Source organism: Saxibacter everestensis, from assembly GCF_025787225.1.
Lineage (GTDB): Bacteria > Actinomycetota > Actinomycetes > Actinomycetales > Brevibacteriaceae > Saxibacter > Saxibacter everestensis.
Window position 1 is genome coordinate 3,433,813 of the sequence record NZ_CP090958.1, and the last position, 25,188, is coordinate 3,459,000.

26 protein-coding genes are annotated in these 25,188 nt (G+C 63.0%); 10 read left to right on the forward strand and 16 right to left on the reverse strand.

Going from position 1 to position 25,188, the window contains the following annotated elements; translation table 11 throughout:
* Positions 1-4: 4 nt before the first annotated feature.
* From LWF01_RS16210 to LWF01_RS16225, 4 genes are all read right to left on the reverse strand, one after another.
* Entirely contained in the window at positions 5-913 is a 909-nt protein-coding gene (locus LWF01_RS16210; protein ID WP_349638404.1) for an ABC transporter permease, read from the reverse strand.
* Positions 910-1,851: an ABC transporter permease gene (locus tag LWF01_RS16215; RefSeq protein WP_349638405.1), complete on the reverse strand. Its 942-nt coding sequence runs from the start codon at positions 1,849-1,851 to the stop codon at positions 910-912. Before LWF01_RS16215 ends, LWF01_RS16210 begins: the two co-directional genes overlap by 4 nt.
* 56 nt (positions 1,852-1,907) lie before the next feature.
* The gene (locus tag LWF01_RS16220; protein ID WP_349638406.1) at positions 1,908-3,566 is read right to left on the reverse strand and encodes a TIGR04028 family ABC transporter substrate-binding protein; all 1,659 of its coding nucleotides are present in this window, start codon (positions 3,564-3,566) and stop codon (positions 1,908-1,910) included.
* 159 nt (positions 3,567-3,725) lie between these two features.
* Entirely contained in the window at positions 3,726-4,640 is a 915-nt protein-coding gene (locus tag LWF01_RS16225) for a LysR family transcriptional regulator (protein ID WP_349638407.1), read from the reverse strand.
* Positions 4,641-4,793: 153 nt separating this feature from the next.
* Here LWF01_RS16225 and LWF01_RS16230 point away from each other — a divergent pair, with 153 nt between their 5' ends.
* A complete protein-coding gene (locus LWF01_RS16230; protein ID WP_349638408.1) occupies positions 4,794-6,698 on the forward strand; it encodes a solute carrier family 23 protein in 1,905 nt (634 codons plus the stop codon).
* A gap of 85 nt (positions 6,699-6,783) precedes the next feature.
* Here the strand turns inward: LWF01_RS16230 and LWF01_RS16235 are convergent, their stop codons facing one another.
* A complete protein-coding gene (locus LWF01_RS16235) occupies positions 6,784-7,794 on the reverse strand; it encodes a nucleoside hydrolase (protein ID WP_349638409.1) in 1,011 nt (336 codons plus the stop codon).
* A gap of 77 nt (positions 7,795-7,871) precedes the next feature.
* On the reverse strand, positions 7,872-9,305 hold the full coding sequence (locus LWF01_RS16240; RefSeq protein ID WP_349638410.1) for an MFS transporter: 1,434 nt from the start codon (positions 9,303-9,305) through the stop codon (positions 7,872-7,874).
* Positions 9,306-9,430: 125 nt separating this feature from the next.
* Between LWF01_RS16240 and LWF01_RS16245 the strand changes: the two genes are divergently transcribed.
* Genes LWF01_RS16245 through LWF01_RS16255 form a run of 3 tightly spaced genes read left to right on the forward strand, consistent with a single transcriptional unit; the run spans position 9,431 to position 11,615 of the window.
* Positions 9,431-10,195: a GntR family transcriptional regulator gene (locus LWF01_RS16245; protein ID WP_349638411.1), complete on the forward strand. Its 765-nt coding sequence runs from the start codon at positions 9,431-9,433 to the stop codon at positions 10,193-10,195.
* A gap of 41 nt (positions 10,196-10,236) precedes the next feature.
* Entirely contained in the window at positions 10,237-11,124 is an 888-nt protein-coding gene (locus tag LWF01_RS16250; RefSeq protein WP_349638412.1) for a ribokinase, read from the forward strand.
* Positions 11,121-11,615, forward strand: coding sequence for a GNAT family N-acetyltransferase (locus LWF01_RS16255; RefSeq protein WP_349638413.1), 495 nt, complete (start codon positions 11,121-11,123; stop codon positions 11,613-11,615). The genes LWF01_RS16250 and LWF01_RS16255 overlap by 4 nt, the downstream gene beginning before the upstream one ends.
* Here the strand turns inward: LWF01_RS16255 and LWF01_RS16260 are convergent.
* Complete coding sequence (locus tag LWF01_RS16260; RefSeq protein WP_349638414.1) at positions 11,604-12,266, reverse strand: class I SAM-dependent DNA methyltransferase; 663 nt, start codon at positions 12,264-12,266, stop codon at positions 11,604-11,606. The genes LWF01_RS16255 and LWF01_RS16260 overlap by 12 nt on opposite strands.
* 156 nt (positions 12,267-12,422) lie before the next feature.
* Positions 12,423-13,124, reverse strand: coding sequence for a VOC family protein (locus LWF01_RS16265; protein WP_349638415.1), 702 nt, complete (start codon positions 13,122-13,124; stop codon positions 12,423-12,425).
* Between the two features lie 347 nt (positions 13,125-13,471).
* Here LWF01_RS16265 and LWF01_RS16270 point away from each other — a divergent pair, with 347 nt between their 5' ends.
* Positions 13,472-14,530, forward strand: a complete 1,059-nt coding sequence (locus LWF01_RS16270) for a YeeE/YedE family protein (protein WP_349638416.1) — start codon at positions 13,472-13,474, stop codon at positions 14,528-14,530.
* Positions 14,531-14,568: 38 nt separating this feature from the next.
* Positions 14,569-14,793: a sulfurtransferase TusA family protein gene (locus LWF01_RS16275; protein WP_349638417.1), complete on the forward strand. Its 225-nt coding sequence runs from the start codon at positions 14,569-14,571 to the stop codon at positions 14,791-14,793.
* Between the two features lie 83 nt (positions 14,794-14,876).
* On the opposite strand, the gene LWF01_RS16280 is transcribed toward LWF01_RS16275, so the two are convergent.
* Positions 14,877-15,197, reverse strand: a complete 321-nt coding sequence (locus LWF01_RS16280; RefSeq protein WP_349638418.1) for a putative quinol monooxygenase — start codon at positions 15,195-15,197, stop codon at positions 14,877-14,879.
* A gap of 145 nt (positions 15,198-15,342) precedes the next feature.
* Here LWF01_RS16280 and LWF01_RS16285 point away from each other — a divergent pair, with 145 nt between their 5' ends.
* Complete coding sequence (locus LWF01_RS16285) at positions 15,343-15,924, forward strand: hypothetical protein (protein WP_349638419.1); 582 nt, start codon at positions 15,343-15,345, stop codon at positions 15,922-15,924.
* Positions 15,925-15,986: 62 nt separating this feature from the next.
* Positions 15,987-17,330, forward strand: a complete 1,344-nt coding sequence (gene nhaA / locus LWF01_RS16290) for a Na+/H+ antiporter NhaA (protein WP_349638420.1) — start codon at positions 15,987-15,989, stop codon at positions 17,328-17,330.
* A gap of 9 nt (positions 17,331-17,339) precedes the next feature.
* Here nhaA and LWF01_RS16295 read toward each other — a convergent pair whose 3' ends face one another.
* The 3 genes from LWF01_RS16295 to LWF01_RS16305 form a co-directional block, all read right to left on the reverse strand.
* The gene (locus LWF01_RS16295) at positions 17,340-18,269 is read right to left on the reverse strand and encodes an NADP-dependent oxidoreductase (RefSeq protein WP_349640948.1); all 930 of its coding nucleotides are present in this window, start codon (positions 18,267-18,269) and stop codon (positions 17,340-17,342) included.
* Positions 18,270-18,451: 182 nt separating this feature from the next.
* Complete coding sequence (locus LWF01_RS16300) at positions 18,452-19,048, reverse strand: dihydrofolate reductase family protein (RefSeq protein ID WP_349638421.1); 597 nt, start codon at positions 19,046-19,048, stop codon at positions 18,452-18,454.
* A 118-nt stretch (positions 19,049-19,166) separates the two neighbouring features.
* Positions 19,167-19,334, reverse strand: a complete 168-nt coding sequence (locus LWF01_RS16305; RefSeq protein WP_349638422.1) for a hypothetical protein — start codon at positions 19,332-19,334, stop codon at positions 19,167-19,169.
* Positions 19,335-19,458: 124 nt separating this feature from the next.
* Between LWF01_RS16305 and LWF01_RS16310 the strand changes: the two genes are divergently transcribed.
* Positions 19,459-19,713, forward strand: a complete 255-nt coding sequence (locus tag LWF01_RS16310; protein WP_349638423.1) for a FitA-like ribbon-helix-helix domain-containing protein — start codon at positions 19,459-19,461, stop codon at positions 19,711-19,713.
* Entirely contained in the window at positions 19,710-20,099 is a 390-nt protein-coding gene (locus tag LWF01_RS16315) for a type II toxin-antitoxin system VapC family toxin (RefSeq protein ID WP_349638424.1), read from the forward strand. Before LWF01_RS16310 ends, LWF01_RS16315 begins: the two co-directional genes overlap by 4 nt.
* On the opposite strand, the gene LWF01_RS16320 is transcribed toward LWF01_RS16315, so the two are convergent.
* From LWF01_RS16320 to LWF01_RS16335, 4 genes are all read right to left on the reverse strand, one after another.
* Positions 20,096-20,998, reverse strand: a complete 903-nt coding sequence (locus tag LWF01_RS16320) for a LysR family transcriptional regulator (RefSeq protein ID WP_349638425.1) — start codon at positions 20,996-20,998, stop codon at positions 20,096-20,098. The genes LWF01_RS16315 and LWF01_RS16320 overlap by 4 nt on opposite strands.
* Before the next feature lie 23 nt (positions 20,999-21,021).
* A complete protein-coding gene (locus LWF01_RS16325) occupies positions 21,022-22,488 on the reverse strand; it encodes an aldehyde dehydrogenase family protein (protein WP_349638426.1) in 1,467 nt (488 codons plus the stop codon).
* An 88-nt stretch (positions 22,489-22,576) separates the two neighbouring features.
* Positions 22,577-23,770 carry a TIGR03364 family FAD-dependent oxidoreductase gene (locus LWF01_RS16330; protein WP_349638427.1) on the reverse strand — a complete coding sequence of 398 codons (1,194 nt, stop codon included), beginning with the start codon at positions 23,768-23,770 and terminating at the stop codon, positions 22,577-22,579.
* A 50-nt stretch (positions 23,771-23,820) separates the two neighbouring features.
* Positions 23,821-25,173: an MFS transporter gene (locus LWF01_RS16335; protein ID WP_349638428.1), complete on the reverse strand. Its 1,353-nt coding sequence runs from the start codon at positions 25,171-25,173 to the stop codon at positions 23,821-23,823.
* Between the last annotated feature and the right edge of the window lie 15 nt (positions 25,174-25,188).

Below are 25,188 nucleotides of genomic sequence, written 5' to 3' on the forward strand. Positions count from 1 at the left end.
TCACCTAACGGTTGGAAAGTGCGGAGCTGATTCGGTTTGCCGCCAGCACGACGGCGACGACGATGACGCCCGGCAGCGTCGTTAGCCACCAGGCCGTCGCGACGTAATTGCGTCCCTCGGCGATCATCAGCCCCCATTCGGGTGTCGGAGGCGGAGCACCGTATCCGAGGAATCCGAGCGTGGAGATCTGCAGGATCGCACTGCCGAATTGAAGTGCGGCAAGCGCGATCACCGCGGTCAGCGAGTTAGGCAGAATGTGCCGCCACAACACGGTCGAGAACCTGCCGCCGCTGCCAAAAGCGGCCTCGACATAGTCGCTTCGGCGGACCCGGACCACTTCGGAACGGGCAAGCCTGGCAAACGTCGCGATGCTGGTCACCCCGACCGCAAACGCTGCGTTCGCGGTGCCGAATCCGAGCAGAATGATGATGCTGAGCGAGAGCAGCAAACCTGGGATCGCCAGCAGCACATCGACAATTCGCATCAGCACGTCGTCGACGACCCTGCCGAGCGAGCCGGCCAGGACGCCGACAGCGGTACCGGCGACGAGCCCCACGGTAACCGCGATCAGCGCACCGAGCAGGGAATGCACGGCACCGTAGACGACACGGGAGTACACGTCGCGGCCCGTGGCATCCGTCCCGAACCAGTGCGCTGCATTCGGGACCTGCAATGCTTCCGCTGCAGATCCGGCAACCGGGTCGTACCGGGTGAAAATCCCGGGCAGAAGTGCCCAAAGAATCACGACGGCGATAACGAGGGCTGAAAGCACCAGTCCCGGCCTGAGTCGCCGCAGCCGCCTGCCAATCTTTGGTTTCCCGAGCGGCCGCCGAGGTTCCGCCGGCAGTCCGGTTTCGGCCAGGGCAGTTGCCGCGCCAGCAGTCGGTAAGTCCGTGCTGGTCTGGATGGTCATGTCGCGGCACCTACTTTCGTCTTCAACCGCGGATCAAGCAGTGGGTACAGAAGATCGACCGTGAGATTCACCAGGACGAATACCGACGCGGAGAGAATGACGATCGCCTGGAGCACGGGCGTGTCCTGACTCGCAACCGCCTGCTCGGTGAGCCGCCCGATGCCGGCCCGGCCGAACACCGTCTCCGTGACGACCGCCCCGGCAATGAGTTCGCCGAACAGGACGCCGGCAATCGTGAGTGTCGGCAGGACGGCGTTTTTCGCCACGTTCCGCCATAGAATCCATCCGGGTGGCGCGCCTTTGGCCTGCACGACGGCAATGAAAGGTTGGGCGTTGATCTCGTCGATGCTGCGGGTGAGGACCTGAGCCAGTGGGGCGGCAATCGGTACGGCTAGCGTTGCCACCGGCAGGATCAGCGCCTGGGCCGGCCCGGCACCCACCGCCGGGATAAGCCCCAGCTTGAACGAAAAGATCTGGATCAGCATGATGCCGAGCCAGAAGACGGGCACGGAAATGAACAGCGATGGAAGGTTGCGGAGGAACTTGCGCAGCCAGCCGAACCGGGAGAATGTCGATGCGAATGCGATCCCGACGGCAAGAAGCGCCGCTGCCAGGAAACCAAGCACGGCCAGCCTGGCGGTCTGGGGCAGGACCTCGGCCAGGAGTGACCGCACCGCCGTTCCGCTGTTGATCGAGTACCCGAAGTCTCCGGTGATGAATCCGGCGAGCGTATGAACGTATTGAATGACGAGGGGCGTGTCGATTCCGTAGCTGAGCCGGATGTTCTGGATCTGGTCAGCCGACAACCCCAGTTCCGGGTTCTCGAACTTGATCATGATCGCGTCGCCCGGCAGCGCCTGCAGCAGGATGAAGGCGCCGGTGAAGGCTGCCAGCAGCACAATGACCGCCTGACCTACCCGCCTGAAAACGTAGCTCATCGCTATCCCCTCTCTCTGCCGGGTCCGCGCACAGCGGACCCGGCAGTCCTGGCCCGCTACTTGTCGAGCCACACACCGTAGAACGATGGGCGTGCGACTGATTCGAAGCCGAGCCCCTTGACATGGTTCGCGGCGCCGTAGACCTGCGGTTCTTCGAAGAGCGGAATCACATAGGACTGCTCGGCCAGGTAGTCCTGAACTGCCTGGTCGTTAGCGATCCGCTTCTTCTCGTCCGGTTCTCCAGCCACGCCCTCGAGCAACTTCTCGAGTTTCTTGTCCCCGACGCTGTTGGACTTGGCCTCGAAGTTGAGCAGCGTGTTGCGGTTCTTCGAGTAGAACTGGCTCTTGATCACGTCGGGATCTGCCCGGCCGACCATTGAGTGGTAAACCTGCACCTGGTCCTTGTCCAGGATCGCTTCGGCATAGGTTCCAGCGTCTGCCTTCAGAATTTTCAGATCGACGCCGATCTTCTTCCACTGCTGACTGATCAGGGTCAAAGCCTCGAATGACCTGGGCTGGGGAGCCGCCTCGTTGACGACGAGGGTCAGTTTCTTGCCGTTCTTTTCGCGGATTCCGTCGCTCCCGGCTTTCCAGCCTGCGGCATCCAGAAGTTGGGCGGCCTTATCCGGGTCGTAGGCGAGATGTGCCGACTGGTCCTTGTATCCCTCGGCGGACTTGCTCAGTGCCGACGTTGCTAGCGGGTACTTCGGGCTGTAGATCGTGTCCACGACTTCTTGGCGGTTCGTGCCGGCGACAAGCGCCTGCCGCACCTTGAGGTCTGAAAGGAAGGGGTGCCGGAACCGCAGGTTGAGCGAATTGTTGACTCCCTTTGTCTGCGGCGCGTAGACCTCCAGCCCCTTGGCTTCGACCTGCTTTTCGTCCTGAGCTTCGACGTTTCTGACCACATCGGCCTGGCCCGCGACGAGCGACCCGACCCGCACACTGTCTTCCGGGGTGACGATCAGTTTGATGGTGTCGAGGTACGCCCGGCCCTGATGTTCAGCCGACGGCGGCGCCCAGTCGTAATCCTTCCGGGCAGCCAGGGTGAGTTCAGTGCCGACCTTTTCATCCGTGATGACGAAAGGACCGGAGCCGATGATGTCCTTCGAGTTGCCCGCCCCGTAGTCCTCGAACTTCCGGTCGAGCGTTTTCGATGACAGCAGTCCGGAATTTATCGTGGAGGTAGCCTGCAGGAAGCCCGGCGATGGGCGAGTGAAGTGGAACTTGACGGTCGAACTGTCGACGACCTCGCTGCGGTCGTAGTTGTTGATCGCCTCCGACACGATCAGCGCCCGCTTCGGATCTCCTGAGCCGTAGAGGTCAAAGTTCTTCGCAACAACCGTGGCGTCGAGCGGGCTGCCATCTGAGAATGTCACGCCGTCGCGCAGCTTGAAGGTGTACTCGGTGGCGTCGTCGTTGACCTTCCAGCTGGTCGCTATCCACGGCTCGAACTTGAGCGATTCCGGGTTCTGGTAGACCAAACGATCCGTGATGTTATTGACCAGTCCGCCGTTGGGGTAGAACCCGGCAGTCGGCGGATACAGCCCGGTGTGCGGCTGATGCTCCAGGTAGGTGAGCGTGCCGCCGGTCTTCGGCTCGCCGGTGGATGCGCCATCCGATGACGCGGACGACGTGGAGCATCCGGCAACAAGCGATGCCGCCGCCACTATGGCGACGCCTGCTAGAAGGAACTTCGATCGCTTGGTTCGAGCCATGACTCGTCCTTTCGGTAAGAAGGTGCAGGCCGCGTCGAACAGCTGCGTGCCTGTGGGACGAGCGTATGAGCACCGTGGCCCCGCGCTGTGGGAATAGGTCACACAGCGTTAGGAAGCGTCACATTGCGCAATCAGTGCGGCGGGAAAGGAAATCGGCGATCAGAACGTGGTCGCTTGCCCTCGTTGGCTCAGCTCCGAAACCTTGAACGCAAGCAGTCTGTTTTTGAGCCACAGTTCTGGCGCCCGAAGCTTGCGCGCCCGGCTCCACAGCAGGTCGACCCCGACCAGCCAATCAGTGTGCGGATATGCTTCCAGCTGCAGCTCGACCAGCTCGCCGGCCGCCAGCTCATCCAGGATGAGCTGCCGCGGGATGGTGGCCCAGCCCAGACCTGCTTTGGTCATTTCGATCAGCGGTTGCTGCCCGTAGATCTGCCACGTCTGGGCACACCGCAGGTATTCCATTGTGGGAAATGAATCCAACTGGGCCGAGTGAGCCAGACGCCTGTTTGCCCGCAGGTCAGCGAAGCTCACGGATTCCTGCTGGCACAAGCTGTGTCCCGGCGCCGCAACGTGGATCAGAATCAGCTTTCCCAGCTGTTTGAATTCCAGGGCCTTGTCATAGCGCGGCTCGGAGAATGACACGCCAAGGGCCGCCGAGCCGATCAGCACCGACTCCGATATGCCGGTGTTCAGCGAACTCTGCACCGTGAGGTTAACGTACGGATACTTGCGCGCGAAGTCGTTGAAGACAGGCAGCAGAACCCGACCCGGCACATCGACGGAGATAGTCAGTTCCGTGGTTTCTTCCACGGACAAACTGTCAGCATGATTTTCAAATGCGATGCATCGGTCGATCACTGTCTGTGCTTCCAGCAGCAACCGCTCCCCCGCAGCGGTCAGCGTCGGCGCGCGGGTCGACCGGTCGAAAAGGTCGGTTCCGACGTCGATCTCCAGAGTCGCGATCGCATTGCTGATCGTCGATTGAGTCTTGTTCAGCCGGCGTGCAGCAGCGGAAAACGAGCCTGTCTGGGCAGAAGCCACGAACGCTTCCAGCCGCTCCAGTGAAATACGCATTGCTGACTCCATCTATCGATTTTTGCGATAGTAACTCACTTTTTCCATCGAGAAACGCTTCGTAAGCTCGGGGGCACCCCAGTTCCTAAAGCACGGTCGTCACCACGAACCGAAATGGCAACGATTTCCTTAACCGAAATACGGAGAACCATCATGAGCTTTACGAAGACCCGAATGGGACTGAAACCTCCCGGTCACGCCGCGCATCCAGTCGATGAAGTGCTTCCGGTACGGCGGCTTGTCACGCTGGGACTGCAACACGTCCTGGTTATGTACGCCGGCGCCGTTGCCGTGCCGTTGATTCTGGGCTCGACCCTCGGGCTCGACCAGAGCGCTGTGATCCTGCTGATCAACGCAAACCTGATCACCTCAGGAGTGGCGACACTGATTCAGACAATTGGGGTGTGGAAGTTCGGCGCCCGGATGCCCTTCATTCAGGGAACGTCATTCATTGCGCTCTCGCCGATGCTGCTGATCGGCCAGCAGTACGGCTTGCCTTTCGTCTTCGGGTCCGTCATCGCCGCCGGCCTGATCACCATTGGCCTCGCTCCCATATTCAGCCGGCTGTTGCGGTACTTCTCCCCGGTCGTGATCGGCAGCCTGATCACCATCGTGGGCATCGCCCTGATGCCCGCTGCCGCAGGCTGGCTCGGCGGAGGCGTGGGCGCTGCGGATTTCGGCAGCCCGCGCAACCTTACACTCGGGCTGCTCACCGTGGTGGTCACCATTTTCGTCTCGGTCAAGTTCAAAGGATTCATCAGCAGCCTCTCGGTAATCTTCGGCCTGATCGTCGGAACGGCCGTCGCCATCGCAATCGGCGCCACCGATTTCTCTTCAGTGGCAGAAGCTTCGTGGTTCGGTCTCAGCGCGCCGCTGGCATTGGGAATCCCTCAGTTTTCAGTTGTTCCAATCCTTGTTATGACACTGGCCATGCTGATCATCATGGCCGAGTCAACCGGGAACGTCCTTGCCCTCGGCAAGATGGTCGATATGAAGATCGATCGCCGACGACTGACCAACGCACTGCGGGCCGACGGTCTTTCCACATTCCTGGGCGGCATGTACAACAGCTTCCCGTTGAACGTCTTCAGTCAGAACACCGGACTGGTGGCTCTCACCCGGGTCCGGAGCCGCTACGTCGTCGCTGCTGCCGGCGTCATCATGATCCTGATGGGACTCTTTCCGAAGCTGGGGGCCATCATCGCCGCCATCCCGCCGGCCGTGCTTGGCGGCAGTGCCATTGTCATGTTCGGCATGACCACGGCGGCCGGGATTCAGGAGCTTGCCCGGGTCAAGTATGCGGGCACCCACAACGGCCTGATCGCGGCGGTCTCGATCAGCGTCGGTGTTCTGCCAGTCGCTTCCACCACCCTCTTTGAACAGGTTCGTGGACCGTTGCAGCTGGTACTCAGCAGCGGAATATTCCTCGGCGGAATCACCGCCGTGGCACTGAACGCGATCATCAATCGCAATGAAAAATCAACTCAGCTAGATGATGTGGAGATCACAGATATGCCGGTGCAGCAAGAAGCAACACAGGACGCGAGCGGCCTGGGTTCGCCAGTCCAGACCGAGACAGAATTATCGTCGCGGGATCTGGAACTGATCAGAAAATCCATCGCCATGGCTCAGGAGGCCAAGGATCGCGGCCGCCATCCGTTCGCCTCGCTCGTGGCCGATCAGAACGGGCTGGTCGTCTCAGCCCGGGGCAACAACTCGATGCCTCCGGAGGGCGATCCCACCCAACACGCCGAGCTGACAGCGGCTGCGGAAGCAGCCACTAAGCTGACGCCGGACCAGCTGGCTCAATCGACGCTGTACACCAGTGCAGAACCGTGCGCCATGTGTGCCGGTGCCATTTACTGGACCGGGATCGGACGCGTTGTCTACGCACTCTCCGAGCACGCACTGCTGAGATTGACCGGCGACAACCCGGAGAACCCCACGTTCGCCCTGCCATGCCGCGAGGTATTCGCCCGGGGCCAGCGCGAGATCGAGGTAGTTGGCCCGCTGCTGGAAGACGAAGCCGCCGAGGCCCATACCGGATTCTGGAAGTAGCCGGGAAATGCCCTCCCTCCGCGCGCGGGGGGAGGGCGCCTACCCGCGGAGGGAGGCCTCGTCCATTACGACCCCGACGACCCGTCTAACCGGCAGCCAGCGCAAGCTCTTCCGGTTCACGGCCGCTCTGCGCCCAGCCTGACCGCAGTGTGTCCACCAGATGCGGCGGGAATTCCTCTGCGAGGCTGAGCACGACACGGCAGCGAGCGCCAGGCTGTTCCGGATACCCCATGTAGCGGCCGCGCATATCGCAGATCGTCTGACCCCGGCCAGGTCCCGACGTCGCATCGACCTCGACGTGAACCACGGGCGCGGTGTCCACCTGAATACCGCCGACCGCGATGGCGGCCGCAAGTGGATCGTGGAGCGCGGAGCAAGCCCGGCCGAACTGGTTCAGGTAGAACTGGAAGTAGTAGCCGAGCATATCGCCGAGCGCCTTGGGGAAGGGATGCTCTTCGGACAGCAACTCTTGCCGCTGACTTTCCTCCAGCACGTTGGTCATCGTGACGTCCAGAGGCACCAGGGTCACGTTCCATTCCGCGGCGAAAACGTCTGCCGCCGCCTCTGGATCATTGGCGATGTTGGCCTCGGCCACCGTCGTGATGTTCCCTGGCGCCAGCGCGGCGCCTCCCATAATGGTGATGTCTTCGACCAGCCGGGGTAGTTCCGGTTCCAGGCGCAGCGCTTCAGCGATATTGGTCAGCGGCCCAACCGCAAGGACTCTCAGCCGACCGGGATTCTCGTGTGCCAGGCGAATCAGTAGTTCCGCCGCCGTCTCCGGTGCAAGCTCGGCCTTCGAGGCGGGCAGCTCGACGTCACCCACACCATTGCGCCCGTGAACGTGCGGAGCACCTCCGCCGAAGGACCCGGCTTGCGGATCGTGCGCGCCGAGGGCGACCGGAATGCCGGAGTGCCCGGCGAGTTCAAGCAGGTCAAGGGTGTTCCTGGCGCCATCCGCGGCACTCACATTGCCGCTGACCGTGCCGATACCGATCAGGTCTGCTTCCGGCGATGCAAGCATGTAGCCGAGGGCAAGAGCGTCATCTATGCCGGTGTCGCAATCGAGATAGAAGGGCGGGGCAGTCTGTTCAGTCATGTTGATTTCTCTCGTTTCGGTGGATAACGCCGGATGCCGGGCAGGTTTACGGCTCACGATTTCGGCCCGCGCCGGGATTAGACCCGTTCACCCTTCGGCGCCGCGACGAAGAGGCTGACGATGAAGGCGATGGCGGTGATGCCGACTGAGATCCACAGCGCCGCGACGTACCCACCGGACGTTCCAAGGCCTGCGAACGGTGCGACGATCACCACGCCGAGGCTGGCGCCGATGCCGAAGGATGCTCCGTTGATTCCGGGCAATGTGCCGGGGGCGTCTTTGGGGGAAAGCAGCACGGAAAGCCCATTGATCGCGGTTAGGAAGAATCCGTTGTAGAAGATGCCGAGGAACGCGATCGCGGCGAAGACGGCCCACTGGTTATCGGCGAACAGGGCCGCCGCCGCTGCGCCGGCCAGGCTCAGTGCTGTCCCTACCCGCAGTGTCCCGATCCAGCCTCGACGATCCGCGATCCAGCCGGCCAGCGGCGCGGCAAAGACTCCGATCAGGGCGGCCGGTGTCAGGAACAGCAGGGCCGAGATGGATGAGCTCAGGCCGAACCCGTTGGTGTCGTCCTGGCTGAGCAGCACCACGGTGAAGTTGATGATCGCGAAAATTCCGGCGAGGGTCAGCACTGTGGTCGCAATCACCGGCCATACCTGGCGCGAGCGCAGGTGGTGGACGGCGATCAGCGGATGGCTGCGCTTCTTCTCAATCAGCCAGAACGCCGCGAACGAGGCGGCCGCAGCGGCCAGCAGCGCGAGCGTGCCGGGATCCGCCCAACCGGCCGTGGAGCCCCGGGAGACGAAGTAGGTGATTGCCACCAGGAACAGGGACAGCGCACCGGCTCCCCACCAGTCCATCCCGCCGCGCGAGCCGCTCGGCCGGCCGCCGGGAACGACTTTGATCACGCAGCCGACCGCAATTGCGGTCAGGATCAGCACTACCACGAAGATCGACCGGAATCCGAACGTTTCGGCCATCAGGCCACCGAAGTAGCCATCGACACCGCCAACTCCCCCGTTGACGGCGGCGAGGATGCCGACCGAGGTGCCGAAGATCCCGGCATTCAGGTTCTCGTTGAGCACAATGTAGGCCAGGGCAAAGACGGCGCTTGATACTCCCTGAAGGAACCTGCCTGCCACCAGCAGCGGCAATGTTGGCGCGGCAATGCACAAAATGGTTCCGGCGGCCATCACGGCCAGCACCAGCAGTAACGCTGTGCGCCGGCCGATGAAGTCACTCCACCGACCCATGATCGGCCCGGAGATGGCTCCGGCAAGGAAGAACATCGACTGGACCTGTCCCACGCTTCCCGCGTTCGCGCCGAAATACTCGCCGATCTGCGGAAGCGCTGGTGTGATCATGCTGGCATTGAGCTGGAAGGACAGCACAGCCACTACCAGCGCGGTGATCAGCAGCGCGGCACGAGAGCCGGAAAGCCGCGGCTGCTGCGCAGCGGCAGGCTTTGCGTCCGGCGTTACGGCCGAATTCGCGGTGCTCTGGGTGTTCACATCAAACTCCTTTGTTCAACCGCACCCTGCGATGCCGTGACGTGAGTTGTTATACAAGCAGGTATTACACGCATGTGCAACCCGTAGGATAGAGTAGCGGTACCGATCTTGAGTGAGGCCCTTAAGTGAATGACAATGCCGTCCCTTTCCTCTCCTCCCCCATCAACCCGCAGCCCGGGCTTCCGTTGCGGGTGGCGGCGTATTCACGAATCGCAGAAGCCATCCGCACCAATCTGCTGCCCCCCGGTTCGCTGCTGCCGACTGAGACCGAGCTCGGCGCGATGATGGAGGTGAGCCGGACGGTGATCCGGGAGGCGCTTATGCTCCTCGAAGAGGACGGACTGACCAGGACCCGGCGCGGGGTGGGACGATTCGTTGCGGATTCACTGCCCCGGATCGGTATCGAGCGAATTCGCCCCTTCGACCGGCTACTCAGCGGAACCGGCCAACAGCTCGACGTGAAGCGGGTTTCGACAGTGCTTCAGCCGGCGTCTGAATTCGTCGCTCCCGGTGTCGGAATCCAGCCCGGCGCCGACTGCTGGATGTGGGAGACGGTTCTTCTCAGGGACGGCGAGCCGATTGCCCACCTGCAGGAACATATCTCCGCACACCACGAGGTCACTTCCTTCGATCCCGGCACGGACGACGGATCCACACTGCTTTCCGCCCTGCTTGGACGATCGGCATCTGCACTCGGCCCGGGTGAGTGCGACATCGGCCTGAGCACGGTCGGGCCGAGCCGCGCGAAGCTCCTGGCGCTTCGGGCGACCGACCCGGTCCTGGTGATGACCCAGTACGTACGTCGTGGCGGGCACCCGTTCTATCTGGCCAAGTGCCTGGTCGCCGCGAGGGCCGGTCATCTGGCCGTCATCCAGTCCGTACAAGCCTGACCCGACGTCGGCGAACAAACTTTTAGAAAATGAGGAACCTCATGAACGATTCACCGCGCCATGCCCTCACGGTTGTCGGCAGCATCAACCTCGACATCACGGCAACCGGCGCCCGCCTGCCGAGCCCCGGGGAAACCATCGGCGACGCCGTCCTTCGCCACCAACCCGGCGGGAAGGGCGCTAATCAGGCCGTCGCCGCCGCGCGGCTCGCCGGCGGCTCGCGGATGATCGGAGCGGTTGGCGATGACGACAGCGGCCGAGCGCTTCTGCAGGCACTCGGCGATGCGGGCGTCGATACCGGGGATGTCGCCTCGGTGGACGCACCCACCGGAACCGCCCTCGTCCTGGTGGACAGCCATGGCGAGAACCAGATAGTCGTCTGCCCCGGCGCCAATCAGGAAGTGTCGCTGCAAGGCGTCGACTTCGCGGCCGACGAGGCAATCCTCTGCCAGCTCGAGGTGGGTCTCGCCGTGGTGCTGGAAGCAGCGCGGCGCGCGCCAGGCTACTTCGCCTTGAACGCTGCACCGGCGATGTCCTTGCCCACCGAACTCCTGGACAGATGCGACCTGGTCATCGTGAATGAGACCGAGTACGCCATGATCCCGGAACTTGCGCATGCCCGCCTGGTGGCGGTGACGTACGGGAAGAACGGCTCGGCAATCTACGAGCGCGGCCAGCAGCTGGCGAGCGCAGCGGCGCTGCCGGTGCCCGTGGCCAACACGGTCGGCGCCGGAGACGCGTTCTGCGCCGCGTTGGTGCTAGCGCTCCGGCAGGGGCTGGCATATGAGCATGCGCTGGCGGTTGCCAGCGCCGTGGGCGCCGATGCGGTCGGCGATCCGTCATCCCAGCCGGCATTCGCTCCGTTGGCGAGCTATGTCGAAGCCACCCGCGCCGAGTCGCAGGCACCGGTCAGGGCGGGACGCTCGTGAGCATCAGCATCAGGCCGGCTACAGCCGCGGACTACGCACAAGTCAGGAGGATCACCCGGGATGCCTACGTGAAGGCGGGGTACTTCGAGTCGGATCACCCGTACCTGCACGTGCTTGAAGACGTGGAGCACCGAGGACAGCATGCGGTTGTCTGGGTCGCTGAATCACTCGACACAATCGTCGCCTCGGTTACCCTGACGTTCGCCGGCCAGCCCTACTCAGATATCGCTGCCGACGGCGAGCTGGAGTTCCGGATGCTTGCTGTCGATCCTGCCTTACAGCGCGGCGGCGTCGGCCGGACTCTGGTTAAAGAAATCATCGCGTACGCGCGGTCCCTCGACGGCATCGAGGCTGTCAGTCTGACCAGTGCCACGAACATGACCCGGGCACACACGCTTTACAGTTCGCTCGGGTTCGTCCGCGTTCCGGAAAGAGACTGGTACGTCGCGGATGAAGACATCCTGCTCTGGGTATTTCGGCTACCGCTCTAGGTTCGCGATCAGGTAGGCCTGGCGGTTCTTCTCCGGGGCGATCGGCTCCCGCTCGGTGGCCGACGCGGTCTTGAACCCGGCCTCGGAAAGAAGGTCGGAGATGCGTTCCGGCGATAGCCGGTAAGCATCGAGTGAGAGCGGATGGCCGTACCCCTGCTCCAGGTGCACCACCTCGTTGCCGACCTGGAACGCCAGAATGATCGGACCACCTGGGACGAGGATCCGCGCGAATTCGGCGAATACGCCCGGCAGCTCATCTGGCGGCAGATGGATGATCGAGTACCACGCGACGATGCCGGAAACCGAGCTGTCGGCGATATCGAGGGCTGTCATCGTTCCGACCTCGAACCGCAGGCCGGGATGATCGCGTGTCGCTGCGGCGATCATCCCCGGCGACAGATCGATGCCGAATACTTCCGCACCCAATGAGTTCAGGTATCCGGCTACCCGGCCTGGACCGCAACCCAGATCCGCAATTGGGTGCTCCGGTGACGGACCTGCCAACTCGATGAAAGCGGAAAGCAGTGACCGGTCGAGCGGCTTTTGGGCAAGCTCCGTACGCAGCAGCTGCGCATAGTCGTCTGCCACCTGGTCATATGCCTTGCGGGTCTGCTCCGCCCAGCCTTTATCGGTCACTTCTGTGTTGGTCATCGCATTTAGGCTAAAACATCAGCTTCACCGATCGGGGTTACGACACCTACGACAATTTTGCGGAAGCGGTAGAAACTGCACCCAGCCGGAACACTCCAGGGAGCGTTCGCTGATCGACGCATCCGAGTAGGGCGCAAGACTACGGCGAAGCGGTCGCTAACCGTCGACGAACACGCAGAACTCGTTGCCATCCGGATCGGCCATCACGGTCCAGTCGATGTCGTCATCCTGCTGACGCACCATTGCCGCTCCCTTCCTGGCGAGGGTTTCGATCGCCCCGGCGTCGTCGACCAGCACGTCCCAGTGGATTCGGTTCTTGGCCCTCTTTGGCTCGGCTACCTGGCCGAAAACGAAAGAGCCAAAAGGCGCACCAGGAATGTCGCTGACGGCGGGCTCACCATCGGAATCCCTAGTGATGGTCGCGTCGAACACCCCTGCCCACCATGCGGCGATCGGCTCTGGATTCAGGCTGTCCACACTCAGTTCGTAGAGCCGGTAGCCAGGCACGTGTTCACGCTCGAACAGGCAGTATTCCCCGCCTTCCGGGTCCGCCATCACAGTCCACGAGAAAGGTCCCCAGCCGGGCAACACCCTGGCGCCGAGGGTCTCCTGCTCGGCAACGGAAGCACCATGCACATCGATGTGCACCCGTTGCTTCACAGTTCGAGGCTCGGGCACGGTATTGATCCACACGCCGTGCTGTGGCGTCGGTCCCCGCAGCAGGACAGGCGAGCCATCCGCACCGCGCGCCTGATCCGAGGTGCGCGGGGTCAACCCGAGCGCGGCCGACCAGAATACGGTCATCCGGCGACTGTCGTTGACATCGATGCAGAGATCCTTGAAGCGCGCCAGAGCCATGTGATTCAGCCTAATCGGAGGTATCTGCAATAGTGCGGAATATTACGCCTGGCTTTGACATCGCATTCGCCGCTGATCACACTTGATGTTGGTCGAACTATTCAGGAGGTAAGCGTGCGACATCCACGGCACACTTCCCGTACCCTCCTGCTGTTCGCGCGTCATCATATCGACTTGATGCGCACCTGCACCGCAATCTGTCGGTAACTCCCTGACTCCGCGCGACTCTCGCGCCATCCGCGTCGCTGCGACGCATTCGCCAGCTCTACCAATTCCTCGCGTTTACCGCCACTGGACATCCAGCGGTCACCGCTGCCCGCTCCCAGATTTTAGACAAAGGCCATACCTTGCTCATTTCAGGACTCATCGTCGGCACCGTACTAGGCTTCGTCCTTCAACGCGGTCGCTTTTGCGTAACCGGTGCTTTCCGCGACCTGTGGACCACCCGGAATTCCCGTTGGTTCACCGCGTTCCTCGTTATCGTCGCCGTGCACAGCGTGGGACTCTTCGCCTTGCAGGCACTGGGTGTCATCACCCTGGAAGCCGAGGCGTTCCCCTGGCTGGCGACAATCGTCGGCGGCTTCATCTTCGGTTTCGCAATCATCCTTGCCGGCGGCTGCGCCACGGGGACCTACTACCGCGCCGGTGAAGGCCTGGTCGGCAGCTGGTTCGCCCTGATCATGTACGCGCTGTTCTCCGCAATCATGAAGACAGGGCCGCTGTCCGGATTCAACACATCGATGCGCGGCATAACCATCGACGCCAGCACAATTTACGGTTCGCTGGGCATTTCGCCGTGGGTGCTCGTCGCCGTTCTGGTCGTAGCGGTCGGACTGGCTGTGCGGCACCACCTGAGCAAGCCAAAGGTCAAGATCGCCACACTGCCGGCGTCCAAGTCGGGCTTGGCGCATGTGCTCTTCGAGAAGCCGTGGGGAGCCTTCGGAACCGCCGCCATCATCGGCGTCATCGCGACCGTGGCCTGGCCGCTCAGCGCGGCGACAGGTCGCAACGATGGCCTGGGAATTACGACGCCGTCATCGAAGCTCGTATCGTTCCTGGTCACCGGCGATCCGGAACTTGTCGATTGGGGCGTACTGCTCGTCGTCGGGATCCTGCTTGGATCGTTCATCGCGGCAAAGGGCAGCGGCGAATTCCGGATCCGGGTTCCAGACGCCACCACAATCATCAAGAGCATCGGCGGGGGCGCGCTGATGGGAATCGGCGCCGCGCTGGCCGGAGGCTGCACGATCGGTAACGCGATGGTTCAGACGGCACAGTTCAGCTTCCAGGGCTGGACGGCGCTCGGCTTCATGATTCTCGGCACGGGAGTCGCTGCGAAGCTGACCCTGATGCGCAAGCGTCCGGCGTCCACTCCGACCTCCTCCACCTCGGGCGTCTCGGTCTGAGCCACCCAACTGTCATAGCTACTGATAAGGAAACAACCATGCAGGTAAAGCTCGAGACCGACGGCCAGGTCTGCCCATTTCCGCTGATCGAGGCCAAGTCTGCGATTGACGACCTCGCGATCGGCGATGAACTCGTGATCAACTTCGATTGCACACAGGCCACCGAGGCCATTCCGCGCTGGGCGGCCGAAAGCGGCTACCCGGTGACCAACTTCGCCAAGGCCGGCGATGCCTCCTGGACGATCACGGTCCAGAAGCAGTAGGGGTTCGGCTTGCTGATTGACCGCACCTGACTGCGGTCTAGTCGACATCGGCTCTTTCGAATCCGCGACCGGACTGCGGGCGCTCAGTCGACGCTGAGTTCACCCATCCGGGACCAGCTATCGCCATCGACCGTGGTGTTGATGATCCGAGGAGTCTCGGCGAGCGCCGGGAGCATCTCGCGCATCGCCGTCTGGAAGTGCGCACTGTTCACGTGTGCCTCGGCAGCATCATCCCGGAACGCCTCGACCAGAACGAACTCACTCGGGTCGTCGATACTCCTCGACCAGTCGAACCACAGGTTGCCGGGTTCGTCTCTGGTGGCTTCGGTGAAGTCGTGGACCAGGTCCAGCCAACGCTCAGACCAGTCTGGCTTCGTCTTGAACCTGACGACTATGAAAATCACTTGAGGCACCTGCCGATCTTGAATGGACTATCCCGGTATCTGCCGGTTCACTGCCTTGAAGATTCTCACATCCTCATCGACGGCGCCGCGCACCTGGCACACCGATTGTGCCGTATCCGGAAATCTAGCGCCGGGGCTATAGGCGATGAGAGAGCACGATCGGCGTGCCGAACTCACGGCATCGGATGGCGGAACGGCTCGCCAGCCAATTCACCGCGGCCATCGCATGCGCTATCGCGACACCGGCATTGATTCAGTTACATCGGCGGCGGCTGCACCGGCTGTGGTTCCGGCTCACCTGGGGATGGCCCCGGCCCCGGGCTGGGCTCAGGCGGGACACCTCCCGGCGCCGGTGGACCAGGGCTGGGCTCGGGCGGGGTCGGGGCTGGGCCCGGCTCCGGTGAGCCAGGGCTGGGTTCGGGCGGGGTCGGACCGGGTCCCGGCGGTGTTGGAGCAGGACCCGGATTTGGGACCGGATCGGGACCAGGGAATGGCCCGGGCTGCGGTTCTGCGGGTGGAAAAGACATCTGCGGTTCCTCCTCCGACACAAATCGTGCTGCTGGCTCCGGTTGGCGCCACAGCCTCGACTGCTGGTTCCCATGCTCGTCGCTCGGGGTGCGCCGGTCAAGGAAAGCGTCAGGTTTCGGCACAGCCGGCGACGTTGGTGATCGCACCCTGCGGCACGAGTCGGATGGCCCAGACCACCGCCGAACCTGTATCGTCGTAACTGGTGAGCCGGGAAGTCTGGTCGGCATTCGATAACGTCTGTCTACGCAACAAGGACTCTTTATGCCCGATCTACCCGCTGGACCGCCGGCCGCGGCCCTCACCCAAGTCTTCCGTCGGGGCAGCTACCCGGAATACCTCCGACTGACGGCGATTCTGCGTAAGGAAACCGTCGGCGGCGCCCTGTTACTTGCCGCCACGGTGCTTGCTCTCGTGTGTGCGAATTCTCCAGCGTCGGAAGTCTATTTCTCGCTCAGAGACTTTGCCGTCGGTTTTGAGCCATGGCACCTGAAACTCAGCCTCGGCACCTGGGCGGCCGATGGACTGCTGGCGATCTTCTTCTTCCTCGCCGGCCTGGAGCTGAAACGCGAGTTCGTTGCCGGCGATTTACGCATGTTCAACCGCGCAATAGTTCCGGTAGCGGCAGCCGTGGGTGGCGTCATCGTTCCCGCGGCGATCTACACCGTAATCAACCTCGGTAGCGGATCGGAAGCTCTGCGCGGCTGGGCCGTCCCCACCGCCACCGATATCGCATTCGCGGTAGCGGTGCTTGCGGTAATCGGATCACACCTGCCAAGCGCTTTGCGGATCTTCCTGCTCACCCTTGCGGTTGTTGACGACCTGCTCGCGATAGCCATCATCGCTGTCTTCTACTCGAGCGACATCCAGGTCACTCCATTGCTTTTGGCCTTGATTCCGCTGGCGCTGTACGCTTTCCTCGCGCAAAGATGCGCGCACTTCTTCGGCACGCATCCGGCCGCCGCGTGGATAGTCCTGCTGCCGATCGGCGTCGTGGTCTGGGCTCTCGTACACACCTCAGGCATTCATGCCACGGTTGCCGGAGTTCTGCTCGGCTTCGCCATCCCGGTCCTGCGCAGCAAAAAGGGCGGCGGCCCGAATGCCGGTCCCGGCCTCGCTGAAATATTCGAGCACCGGTTCCGGCCGATATCCGCAGGCATCGCAGTACCGATCTTCGCCTTCTTCTCGGCCGGCGTTGCGATCGGCGGTTCGGCCGGATTCATCAGCGCCCTCAGGGACCCGATCTCGATCGGAATCATCGTCGCTCTAGTCGTCGGAAAACCGGTGGGCATACTCCTCGCCACCTGGATAGTCACCACCTCAACCAAGGCCCGGCTCGATCCGGACCTGTCATGGATAGACGTGCTGGGCGTCGCTATGCTGGCCGGCGTCGGGTTCACCGTCTCATTGCTGATCAGCGAGCTCGGTTTCGGCCATGGCACCCCGCTTGATGACCACGCCAAGGTGGCCATTCTGTCCGGTTCGCTGCTGGCCGCGCTGCTTGCAACCGTCGTGTTACGGATCAGGAATCGCCACTACCGTCGGGTCGAAGAGAAGGAACGCATCGACGCCGACGATAACGGCATTCCCGACGTCTACGACGTCTGAGTCAGCGCTTTACTCACTCACCGTGATGGCAATCTTTCCGCGGGTATGACCTTCCATGCTCTTGCGATAGGCGGCCGCAGCCTCGCTCAGCGGGAAGGATTCGGCCACCTCGATCCGCAGATCTCCTGCCTCCACCAGCTCTGTGAGCGCGGTCAGGTCCGAAGCATCTGGCCGGACGAAGACATAGTTGCCGCCGTACTGCTTCACCTGCGGGTCGGCAATCGACGCGACCCGTCCGCCATCGGCGAGCAGTCTGGGCGTGAGTGAGAGCGTATCGCCGCCGATCAGATCGAAAATGGCGTCGACACCCACCGGCGCTTTGCCGCGGACGTTGTCGACGAGGTCCGCACCGTACTCGACAGGTTCGGCACCGAGGGAGCGCAGGAACTCGTGGTTCGCTGCTGAGGCAGTGCCGATGACCCGGGCTCCCCGTGTCGCGGCGATCTGCACGGCGAGTGAGCCCACGCCCCCGGCGGCGGCGTGGATCAGAACGGTGTCTCCCTCGGCGACCTTGAGGGCGTGGACCAGAACCTGATAGGCGGTCAAACCGGCCAGGGGCAAAGCGGCGGCCTGCTCCCAGGAGAGATTGCGCGGCTTCCGGGCCAGGGTGCGCACCGGCGCCGCTACCTTCTCGGCCAGGGTGCCACCCTGAACATAGTCCTTGCGTACATAGCCAATCACTTCATCGCCGATCGCGAACTCAGTGACGGCAGGTCCCGGCTGCTCAACGACTCCGGCCACGTCCCAGGCAGGAATCACCGGAAAGAACACATCGATGACACCATCCAAGTTGCCCGCCATGACTTTCCAGTCCACCGGATTGATCGACGCCGCCCGTACCGCGACTTTGACAGAATCGGGACCGAGCTTTGGTTCGTCGACATCGGTGACGCCAAGCACGTCGGGGTTTCCGTAGCGGTGGTAGGTAACGGCCTTCATCATCTGACTCCTTTGGACGATTGCTTCTAGTTCAACGCCTGCATAACCCCGGCGACAGCCGGATTGATTCCAAGGGACCGGATTGATTCCGAGGGACGTCGAAGGCCGGAGCATCCGCGCGATCAGCGCATGCTGGCTTCCCTCGGCACTCGCCGGCAACAGCGTCCGTTCTGCGGTCGAGGCTAGCGAACGGGCCGGTACGTCAAGTGCGTAACAATGTCGGTCTGGCGCGCCGTAATTTGCTCGTAGTCGGTACTGCCTATCCCCTCGAACAGCCGTTCGCCGGCGCCGAGCGTGACCGGGGCGAGGTGCAATCTCAATTCGTCGATCAGCCCCGCAGCGAGGAACTGATTAATCGTCGCGGCCCCTCCGGCGATCGCCACGTCCTTGCCGTCGGCGGCGTCCCGGGCCTTCTGCAGCGCCGAATCAATACCGTCAGTGATGAAGTTGAATGTAGTCCCTCCCTGCATCGGCAGGGGGTCCCGAGCATGATGCGTGAGGACGAAAACCGGCGCATGGTACGGCGGGTCATCTCCCCACCAGCCTCGCCAGCCCTGATCCCATTCACCACGACCTGGGCTGAACATATTGCGTCCCATGATGTAGGCGCCCGCCGAGGTTATCGCTTTCAGTTCCGCCTCGTTGCCTTCGGGTTGTTCAAACATCCACCGATGCAGGCGATCTTCTGCGCCTTCCCCGAGGGGTGCCTCCAGGCTCTGGTTGGGACCCGCCACGAATCCGTCGAGCGAGATGGCGATATCGCAGGTAACCGCGGTCATGGCTGGCCTTTCCTGGTGGAAGGGCGCCCCGTGGCCTGCCTGTCGAACGCGATCTGGGCGCCGCTGGCGGATGTCACAAAGTCAGTCATGTTCGGATCCTTTCGGGAATCTAGAGGTATCAATCCGGAACCGGGGTTTGCTGGTAGAGCGCGAGGTTCCAGCCCGCACCGTTGCGGACATAGACACTGGACATCAGTTCAAGGTCGAGCAGCTCATTCAGGACGTCCCGGTCAGCCATGCTCACCACCGTACGCATCAGCTGGTTGCTGGGAAAGGGCCTCTGCATTTTTGGCACTCGAACACTACTGTCAGTGCGAGCGGGCAGAATCGCCTACATGACCAACATCGCTACGCACACCCATCTTTTGATGCATAGCACTTTGCATACTAAAAGATCTAAACTGTATGGCATGGGTTCACTTTTGCAGATCAGGAATGTCCCGGACGAAACCCGCCGGGCACTGAAAGCGCATGCTGCCAGCCGCGGCGAGTCTCTCAACACCTATCTCTTGGATCTCATCTCCCGGGAGGCCGCACGGCCAACAGTCGGCGAAGTGCTGGAGCGAGCCGCTCGCCGGACAGAGCGTGCAACGGTATCGGCGGTTCAGGTGCTTGATGCGGCCCGGTCGGAACGGGATGACCAGTTGCCACGGGCCAGCACATGATGGTCGTCGACTGTGCGGCAGTCGTCGACGCCCTGACGGCGGCACCGGGTACCGACGAATTACGCGCCTGCCTCGCGACCGGGGACCTGCACGCGCCGAGCCTGGTCGACTTCGAAGTCGTTTCCGCGCTAAGAGGACTCACCCTTGGCGGACACCTCAGCGCGAGCAGGGCGGAGGATTTTCTCACCGACTTCGACGACCTGTTAATTCAGCGCTGGCCGGCCGCTGACGTGCTTCGACGTCGCGCATTCCAGCTCCGGGACAACGTCTCTGCCTACGATGCCGCGTACGTCGCTCTGGCCGAAGCGCTCGATTGCCCACTACTGACCCGCGACTCACGACTCAGTCGCTCAAGCGGGCACGGTGCGCGCATCGAAGTTCGCTAGCCCTCCTCGGGCCACGAGCCGAATGACTTGATCAGTTCGGCGAATGCGCTCTCCGCGGGGGACAGCACGCGATCCGCCTTGCGTACGAGTGAGACAGGCCGAGAGGGCGGCCCCGGCGTTATCTCAAGCTTTGCCAGCAGTCCGTTGCTCAATTCAAGTTGCGCGGCGTGCTCTGACATCAGGGCCAGACCAAGGCCTGCTCGGACGGACTCCTTGAGCGTGTCCGGCCCCCACATCGTCCAGCATTCGACGTGGTCCAGGTTCCACCGGGCGAGAGCGTCCTCCTGGAGATGCCTGGTCGCTGAGCCGATTTCCCGCATCAGGAACCTTTCCCGCAGCAGATCCGGCGGCGTCAGCCGTCTATCGGCCAGCGGCGATGCCGGGGCCGCCACCAGAATCAGGGAGTCATCGAAAACCGGTGTGGAGACCAGATGTTCGGCGTCTGGCTCACCGGCGAAAATCCCGAGGCCGACTTCGCCTTTCAGTAACCAGGACACCACGGTTTCCTCATTGCCCACCCGGAGCTCGGGCCGGATGCCCGGCGCCGTTGCGCTGAAGATGGCGAACGCCCTGGGCAGCAGGTAGGTGCCGATCGTTGTCGTGCCGGCAACCGCGAGGCGACCGGTCTTCAGCCCCTGCTCGGTGCCCACCTCCTCCTCGATCCTGTCCAGAAGCTCGAAGATTTCGCGGGCGTGCCCGGCGACTATTTCTCCTGCCGCCGTTGGCGTGGCGCCCGACGACGACCGGTTGAGCAAGTTGGCATTCAGCGAACTTTCCAGCCCCCGCACCTGGTTGGAAACCGACGGCTGACTCATGTACAGCTTCTTGGCCGCCGCCGAAATACTGCCAGACCGGATCACCTCCAGGAAGATCCCCAGTCGGTGAATGCTCAATTCCATGAGGAAACTATGTCACGGACGGCTCACTGCTCGGGGAAGGCAATGCAGGCGGAACGCCACTCCAGATAGAACTCCCACACTTCCGGTGAGCATTCCGGAGCTCCGTACTGGGATAGCTTCGCTCCCATATGCGGCATATGCGGCCACGCCCCGACCCCTGGCCGGTTAACGTGCAGCATCCCGGCCTCGAACCGATCCAGCGCATCGAAGACGTGTGCCCGGTTCTCGGTGAAGATGGTTCCCGACATTCCGTACTTCACCGAGTTCGAGATCCGCATCGCATCGTCAAATCCGTCGGCATCGATAACCGCAAGCACCGGGCCGAAGACCTCCTCCTGCGCCAATTCGCTGTCCGCCGCGACATCGGAAATGACGGTCGCCGCCACGTAGTAGCCATCAGGCAGCCCATCCTGGACCCGGTGTCCGCCCACCCGGATCCTTCCGCCGTCGGCAGCCGCCTGATCGATGGCTTGAAGGCAGGCATCCAGTCGCTCCTGATTGACCACCGGGCCCAGCCCGGTTCTGGCATCGTCGGGCCGGCCCACCCTGAGCTGACCCGCACGCTGGATCAGCCGCTCGATCAGGTCCTCGCGGACGGATCGGTCGACGACGACGCGACTTGTCGCGCTGCATCGCTGCCCGGCCTGACCGAAGGCGCCGTGCACGATGGCGTCCGCGGCAAGATCCAGATCGGCGTCGGCGAGCACAATCGCCGCATTCTTGCCGCCCAGTTCCAGCTGGGTTCGCGCCAGCCGGGGCGCCACGGCCTGCTGGATGGCGAGGCCCACCGGAAGCGAACCGGTAAACGAGATGCCGCGCACCTCCGGATGGGCCACAATCGCCTCGCCCGCCTCGCGGTCGCCCTGCACCAGGTTGAGCACGCCACCGGGGACCCCGCCATCGATAAACGCCTGAGCAAGAAGCGCAGAGGTCCACGGCGTCAGCGGCGACGGTTTCAGCACCGCAGCGCAACCGGAAAGCAGCGCGGGCGCGACCTTCCACATCGGAATGGCCAGCGGAAAGTTCCACGGCGTGATCAGGCCGACGACGCCGATCGGCTTCCGCCAAGTCATTGCGATAACCCGAGACTGTTCGGCCGGCAACGTCGAACCGTTCAGCCGACGACCCTCTCCCGCGGTGAAACGCAGGATATCGAGCGCCCGCTTCGCCTCGCCGCGGGCCTCGTTCAGGGATTTGCCCTGCTCACGGCTAACCGCGACTGCGAACTCCTCGATCCGGGACGCGAACACCTCCGCCACGTCGAACAGCACGTCACCACGCGCCACCGGCCCGATCCGATCCCAACCGGGCTGACCGGCCACCGCCGCTTCCACTGCCGCAACTGCATCGTCCCGGGTCGAGTCGGCGAACTCACCGATCACGTCGTGCACGTCGGCAGGATTGACATCGCGGAACACTCGGGCAGATTGGGACGCCTTCCAGGCGCCGTCGATGTAATTGAGCAGATGATCGGAAAGTATCTCGGTCATTGTTTTCTCCTGGAGCTTGGGCGGCCTCGGGCTTGATCCGGCCTGGCGTGACTGTGGCTCGGTGCGAAGAGGCTTGGTTCGAAGGGGCTTAATGCGAAGGGGCGGCGGCCAGCTCCCCATGCGGGGTCGTCACGGCGAGGTTGCCGGCCAGGTGGTCCTGTGCCAGGCCGAACGACATCGTCATTCCGGCTCCGCCCAGGCCATTGACGATGCTGACGCCGGGTTCGGGTTCGCTCAACAGGTAGCGTTTGCCGTCCGGCAGCGAGGGGTAGATGCCATGCCAGGTTTCGGCAATCTCCCGGCGTGGCACGGAGACGAACGTATCAAAGTAGTCCAGGATCGCGTCGAAAACGTCCTGCGTCTCGAACGGATCCTGGGTCAGGTCGTAGTGATGCGAATCGCCGATCGTGATCTGTCCGCCGGCCGTCTGGGATACCAGCACATGGATGCCGTTCGCCCGATGAAAGGGTAGCTCCGCGTCGAGCCGCTCCCGCAGCGCAGGCAGGCTGCTCAGGGCCTTGAAGCTGTCGTAATGCAGCAGTGTCAGGCCGGCGCACAGTGCCGGACCAAGGTTCCAGCCCTCCGGTTGCGCTTGGGTGCGCATCATCTGCAGCTTGCAGCGACGGATAGCGGTGGCCTCGAACGCTTCAGGGTAGAGCTGCTGGAACTCATTGCCGCTGCAGATTATTACCCGCTCGGCGTTGATGACGCCGCGGGAGGTTTGGATCCGGGGCAGCTCGATTCCGAGAACTGCGGTGCCCCAGAGGAACGACACTCCATGTTTCTGCTCGAGCCACCTGGCCACGGTCGGGATGGCGACGCGGGGGTCGACATTGACTTCGGTACTGGAGTGCATGCCGCCCAGTAGCCCGGCGGTTTTCACCCAGGGGCTCAGTTGCTCGATCTCGGCCGGGGTCAGCATCCGCGCGCCGTCGGCTGCGGCCTCCGGGGTGCTGGCGACGAACTCGTCGAGCACCGCCAGTTCGTCCGGAGCGTACGCCAGGTGCAGCGCCCCGTGATCGGAGAACCACATTCCGGTGTCCGCGGCGACCTGTGTCCAGACCTGCTTACTGCGGCATCCTCGGTCGTAATCCTCGGCATTGCCGTCGACGAACTGGCCGATCGGCCAGACCAGCCCGAAGTTCCGAACCGAGGCGCCGACTGCACGCTGATCCCGTTCGACGACTGTGACACTGTGGCCTGCCTTGCTGGCCGCGAGAGCATGGGCCAGACCGGCGATTCCGGCGCCAACGACGACGACATCAGAGTTTTGTGTGGGCATGGTTCGTTCCTCCAGGAGTATTTCGGACAGTTAGCAGCCGCCAGGCGTCATCATTGGCTGACCGGCCTGCGATTCCAACTCGGGATCAGGATTACCGCCGCCACCGCCGCTGTCGCAGCGAATGTGTAGAAGATGGTGGTGCCTGAGAAGAACCCGGGAAGCAGACCACCGAGGATGGCGCCAACAGATCCGCAGCCATTGATGAAGCCGGCCGCGCCGGCGGCATACTTCGACGTGCCGAAGTCGACCGCCGCGACGCCGGAGACCATCGAGTCGGCGCCGTAGGCTGCCAGTCCGATCGCTGCAAGTAATACGACGATCAGCAGCAGCGACCCGGTAGCGGTCACCGGCTGCCACAAGCAGAGCACTACTACCAGGCCGGCCAGGGAGATCACGCTGGGCGGCACCCGCCGACCCTTGAAGATGGTGTCGGAGAGCCAGCCAAACGCTACCGGCGCCACAACCCCGGCAACTCCGAACGAGATGGGTACGAACACCGCAGTCAGGACGTCAATTCCGGGCATCGCCTCGATCACGAGCACCGGTCCCCACAACAACACCGCGTATCGGGCGGGCTTGAGCAGGAAGTATACGATGCCGAGCCGCAGCACCATCGAGTCATGCCGGGCCGCGGCGAGTAGATCGCCCAGCTGCATTCTCGGCCGGGCAGCAGTGCTGCGGATCGGCTTCTGAGCCACCCGCACATGGTCTGCCTCCAGCAGCGCTGGATCCTCGTCGATACCGGGAAGCCCAACCTCCTGCGGGCTGTTGCGCTGGAAGATCAGAAACAGCACCAGGGCGAAAACCATTACCGTTGCGCCAGAGATGAAGGCATAACGCCAGCTGTCGAAGATGGAATAGGCAACCCAACCGGTGAACGGCGCACCGACTAAACCGCCGAAAGCGTAACTCGTGGCGAAGAATCCCATCGCCCGGCCTCGCGCCTTGATGGTAAAGAACGTCGCGATGTTCTTGCTAAGTGCCGCCCACCCGGTCGATTGGCTCAAACCCTGCACGATCATCAGCGGCAGGAAAAGCCAGAGCGCGGTGCCGATGCCCATGAAGAAGGCGGCCACCGTCGCCATGATCATGCCTCCGGCGACAACAACCCTGGTTCCCCACCGCTCCGCGCATGCTCCCCAGACGAACTGGCCCAGGGCGTATGCCGCCAGGTAGGCGGAGTCCAGCAGGCCGAGGGACTGCCGCGAGATGATGCCCTCGTCCAGGATGCCCACCTTGGCAGCTGAGAAGGCCGACCGAGGGAAGTAGAAGGCAGCATAGGCAAGCCAGCTGAGGGCGAAGATGCGGAACTGCCACTTCCGCAACTCCTGCCGTTTGGTACGGCAGCTGCTCGTTGCCTCAGCTGTGACCATGGAATCCGGGGCTTTCTGCTGTTCGAACACGTGAACACCTCTGGA

Coding starts and splice junctions, on each gene's coding strand:
- LWF01_RS16315 (WP_349638424.1), top strand. CDS start 19,710: ATGATGGTCGTCGACTGTGCGGCAGTCGTCGACGCCCTGACGGCGGCA.
- LWF01_RS16325 (WP_349638426.1), bottom strand. CDS start 22,488: ATGACCGAGATACTTTCCGATCATCTGCTCAATTACATCGACGGCGCC.
- LWF01_RS16230 (WP_349638408.1), top strand. CDS start 4,794: ATGAGCTTTACGAAGACCCGAATGGGACTGAAACCTCCCGGTCACGCC.
- LWF01_RS16210 (WP_349638404.1), bottom strand. CDS start 913: ATGACCATCCAGACCAGCACGGACTTACCGACTGCTGGCGCGGCAACT.
- LWF01_RS16215 (WP_349638405.1), bottom strand. CDS start 1,851: ATGAGCTACGTTTTCAGGCGGGTAGGTCAGGCGGTCATTGTGCTGCTG.
- LWF01_RS16330 (WP_349638427.1), bottom strand. CDS start 23,770: ATGCCCACACAAAACTCTGATGTCGTCGTCGTTGGCGCCGGAATCGCC.
- LWF01_RS16275 (WP_349638417.1), top strand. CDS start 14,569: ATGCAGGTAAAGCTCGAGACCGACGGCCAGGTCTGCCCATTTCCGCTG.
- LWF01_RS16310 (WP_349638423.1), top strand. CDS start 19,459: ATGGGTTCACTTTTGCAGATCAGGAATGTCCCGGACGAAACCCGCCGG.
- LWF01_RS16305 (WP_349638422.1), bottom strand. CDS start 19,334: ATGCAGAGGCCCTTTCCCAGCAACCAGCTGATGCGTACGGTGGTGAGC.
- nhaA (WP_349638420.1), top strand. CDS start 15,987: ATGCCCGATCTACCCGCTGGACCGCCGGCCGCGGCCCTCACCCAAGTC.
- LWF01_RS16320 (WP_349638425.1), bottom strand. CDS start 20,998: ATGGAATTGAGCATTCACCGACTGGGGATCTTCCTGGAGGTGATCCGG.
- LWF01_RS16225 (WP_349638407.1), bottom strand. CDS start 4,640: ATGCGTATTTCACTGGAGCGGCTGGAAGCGTTCGTGGCTTCTGCCCAG.
- LWF01_RS16295 (WP_349640948.1), bottom strand. CDS start 18,269: ATGAAGGCCGTTACCTACCACCGCTACGGAAACCCCGACGTGCTTGGC.
- LWF01_RS16265 (WP_349638415.1), bottom strand. CDS start 13,124: ATGGCTCTGGCGCGCTTCAAGGATCTCTGCATCGATGTCAACGACAGT.
- LWF01_RS16220 (WP_349638406.1), bottom strand. CDS start 3,566: ATGGCTCGAACCAAGCGATCGAAGTTCCTTCTAGCAGGCGTCGCCATA.
- LWF01_RS16235 (WP_349638409.1), bottom strand. CDS start 7,794: ATGACTGAACAGACTGCCCCGCCCTTCTATCTCGATTGCGACACCGGC.
- LWF01_RS16250 (WP_349638412.1), top strand. CDS start 10,237: ATGAACGATTCACCGCGCCATGCCCTCACGGTTGTCGGCAGCATCAAC.
- LWF01_RS16300 (WP_349638421.1), bottom strand. CDS start 19,048: ATGACCGCGGTTACCTGCGATATCGCCATCTCGCTCGACGGATTCGTG.
- LWF01_RS16285 (WP_349638419.1), top strand. CDS start 15,343: ATGAGAGAGCACGATCGGCGTGCCGAACTCACGGCATCGGATGGCGGA.
- LWF01_RS16260 (WP_349638414.1), bottom strand. CDS start 12,266: ATGACCAACACAGAAGTGACCGATAAAGGCTGGGCGGAGCAGACCCGC.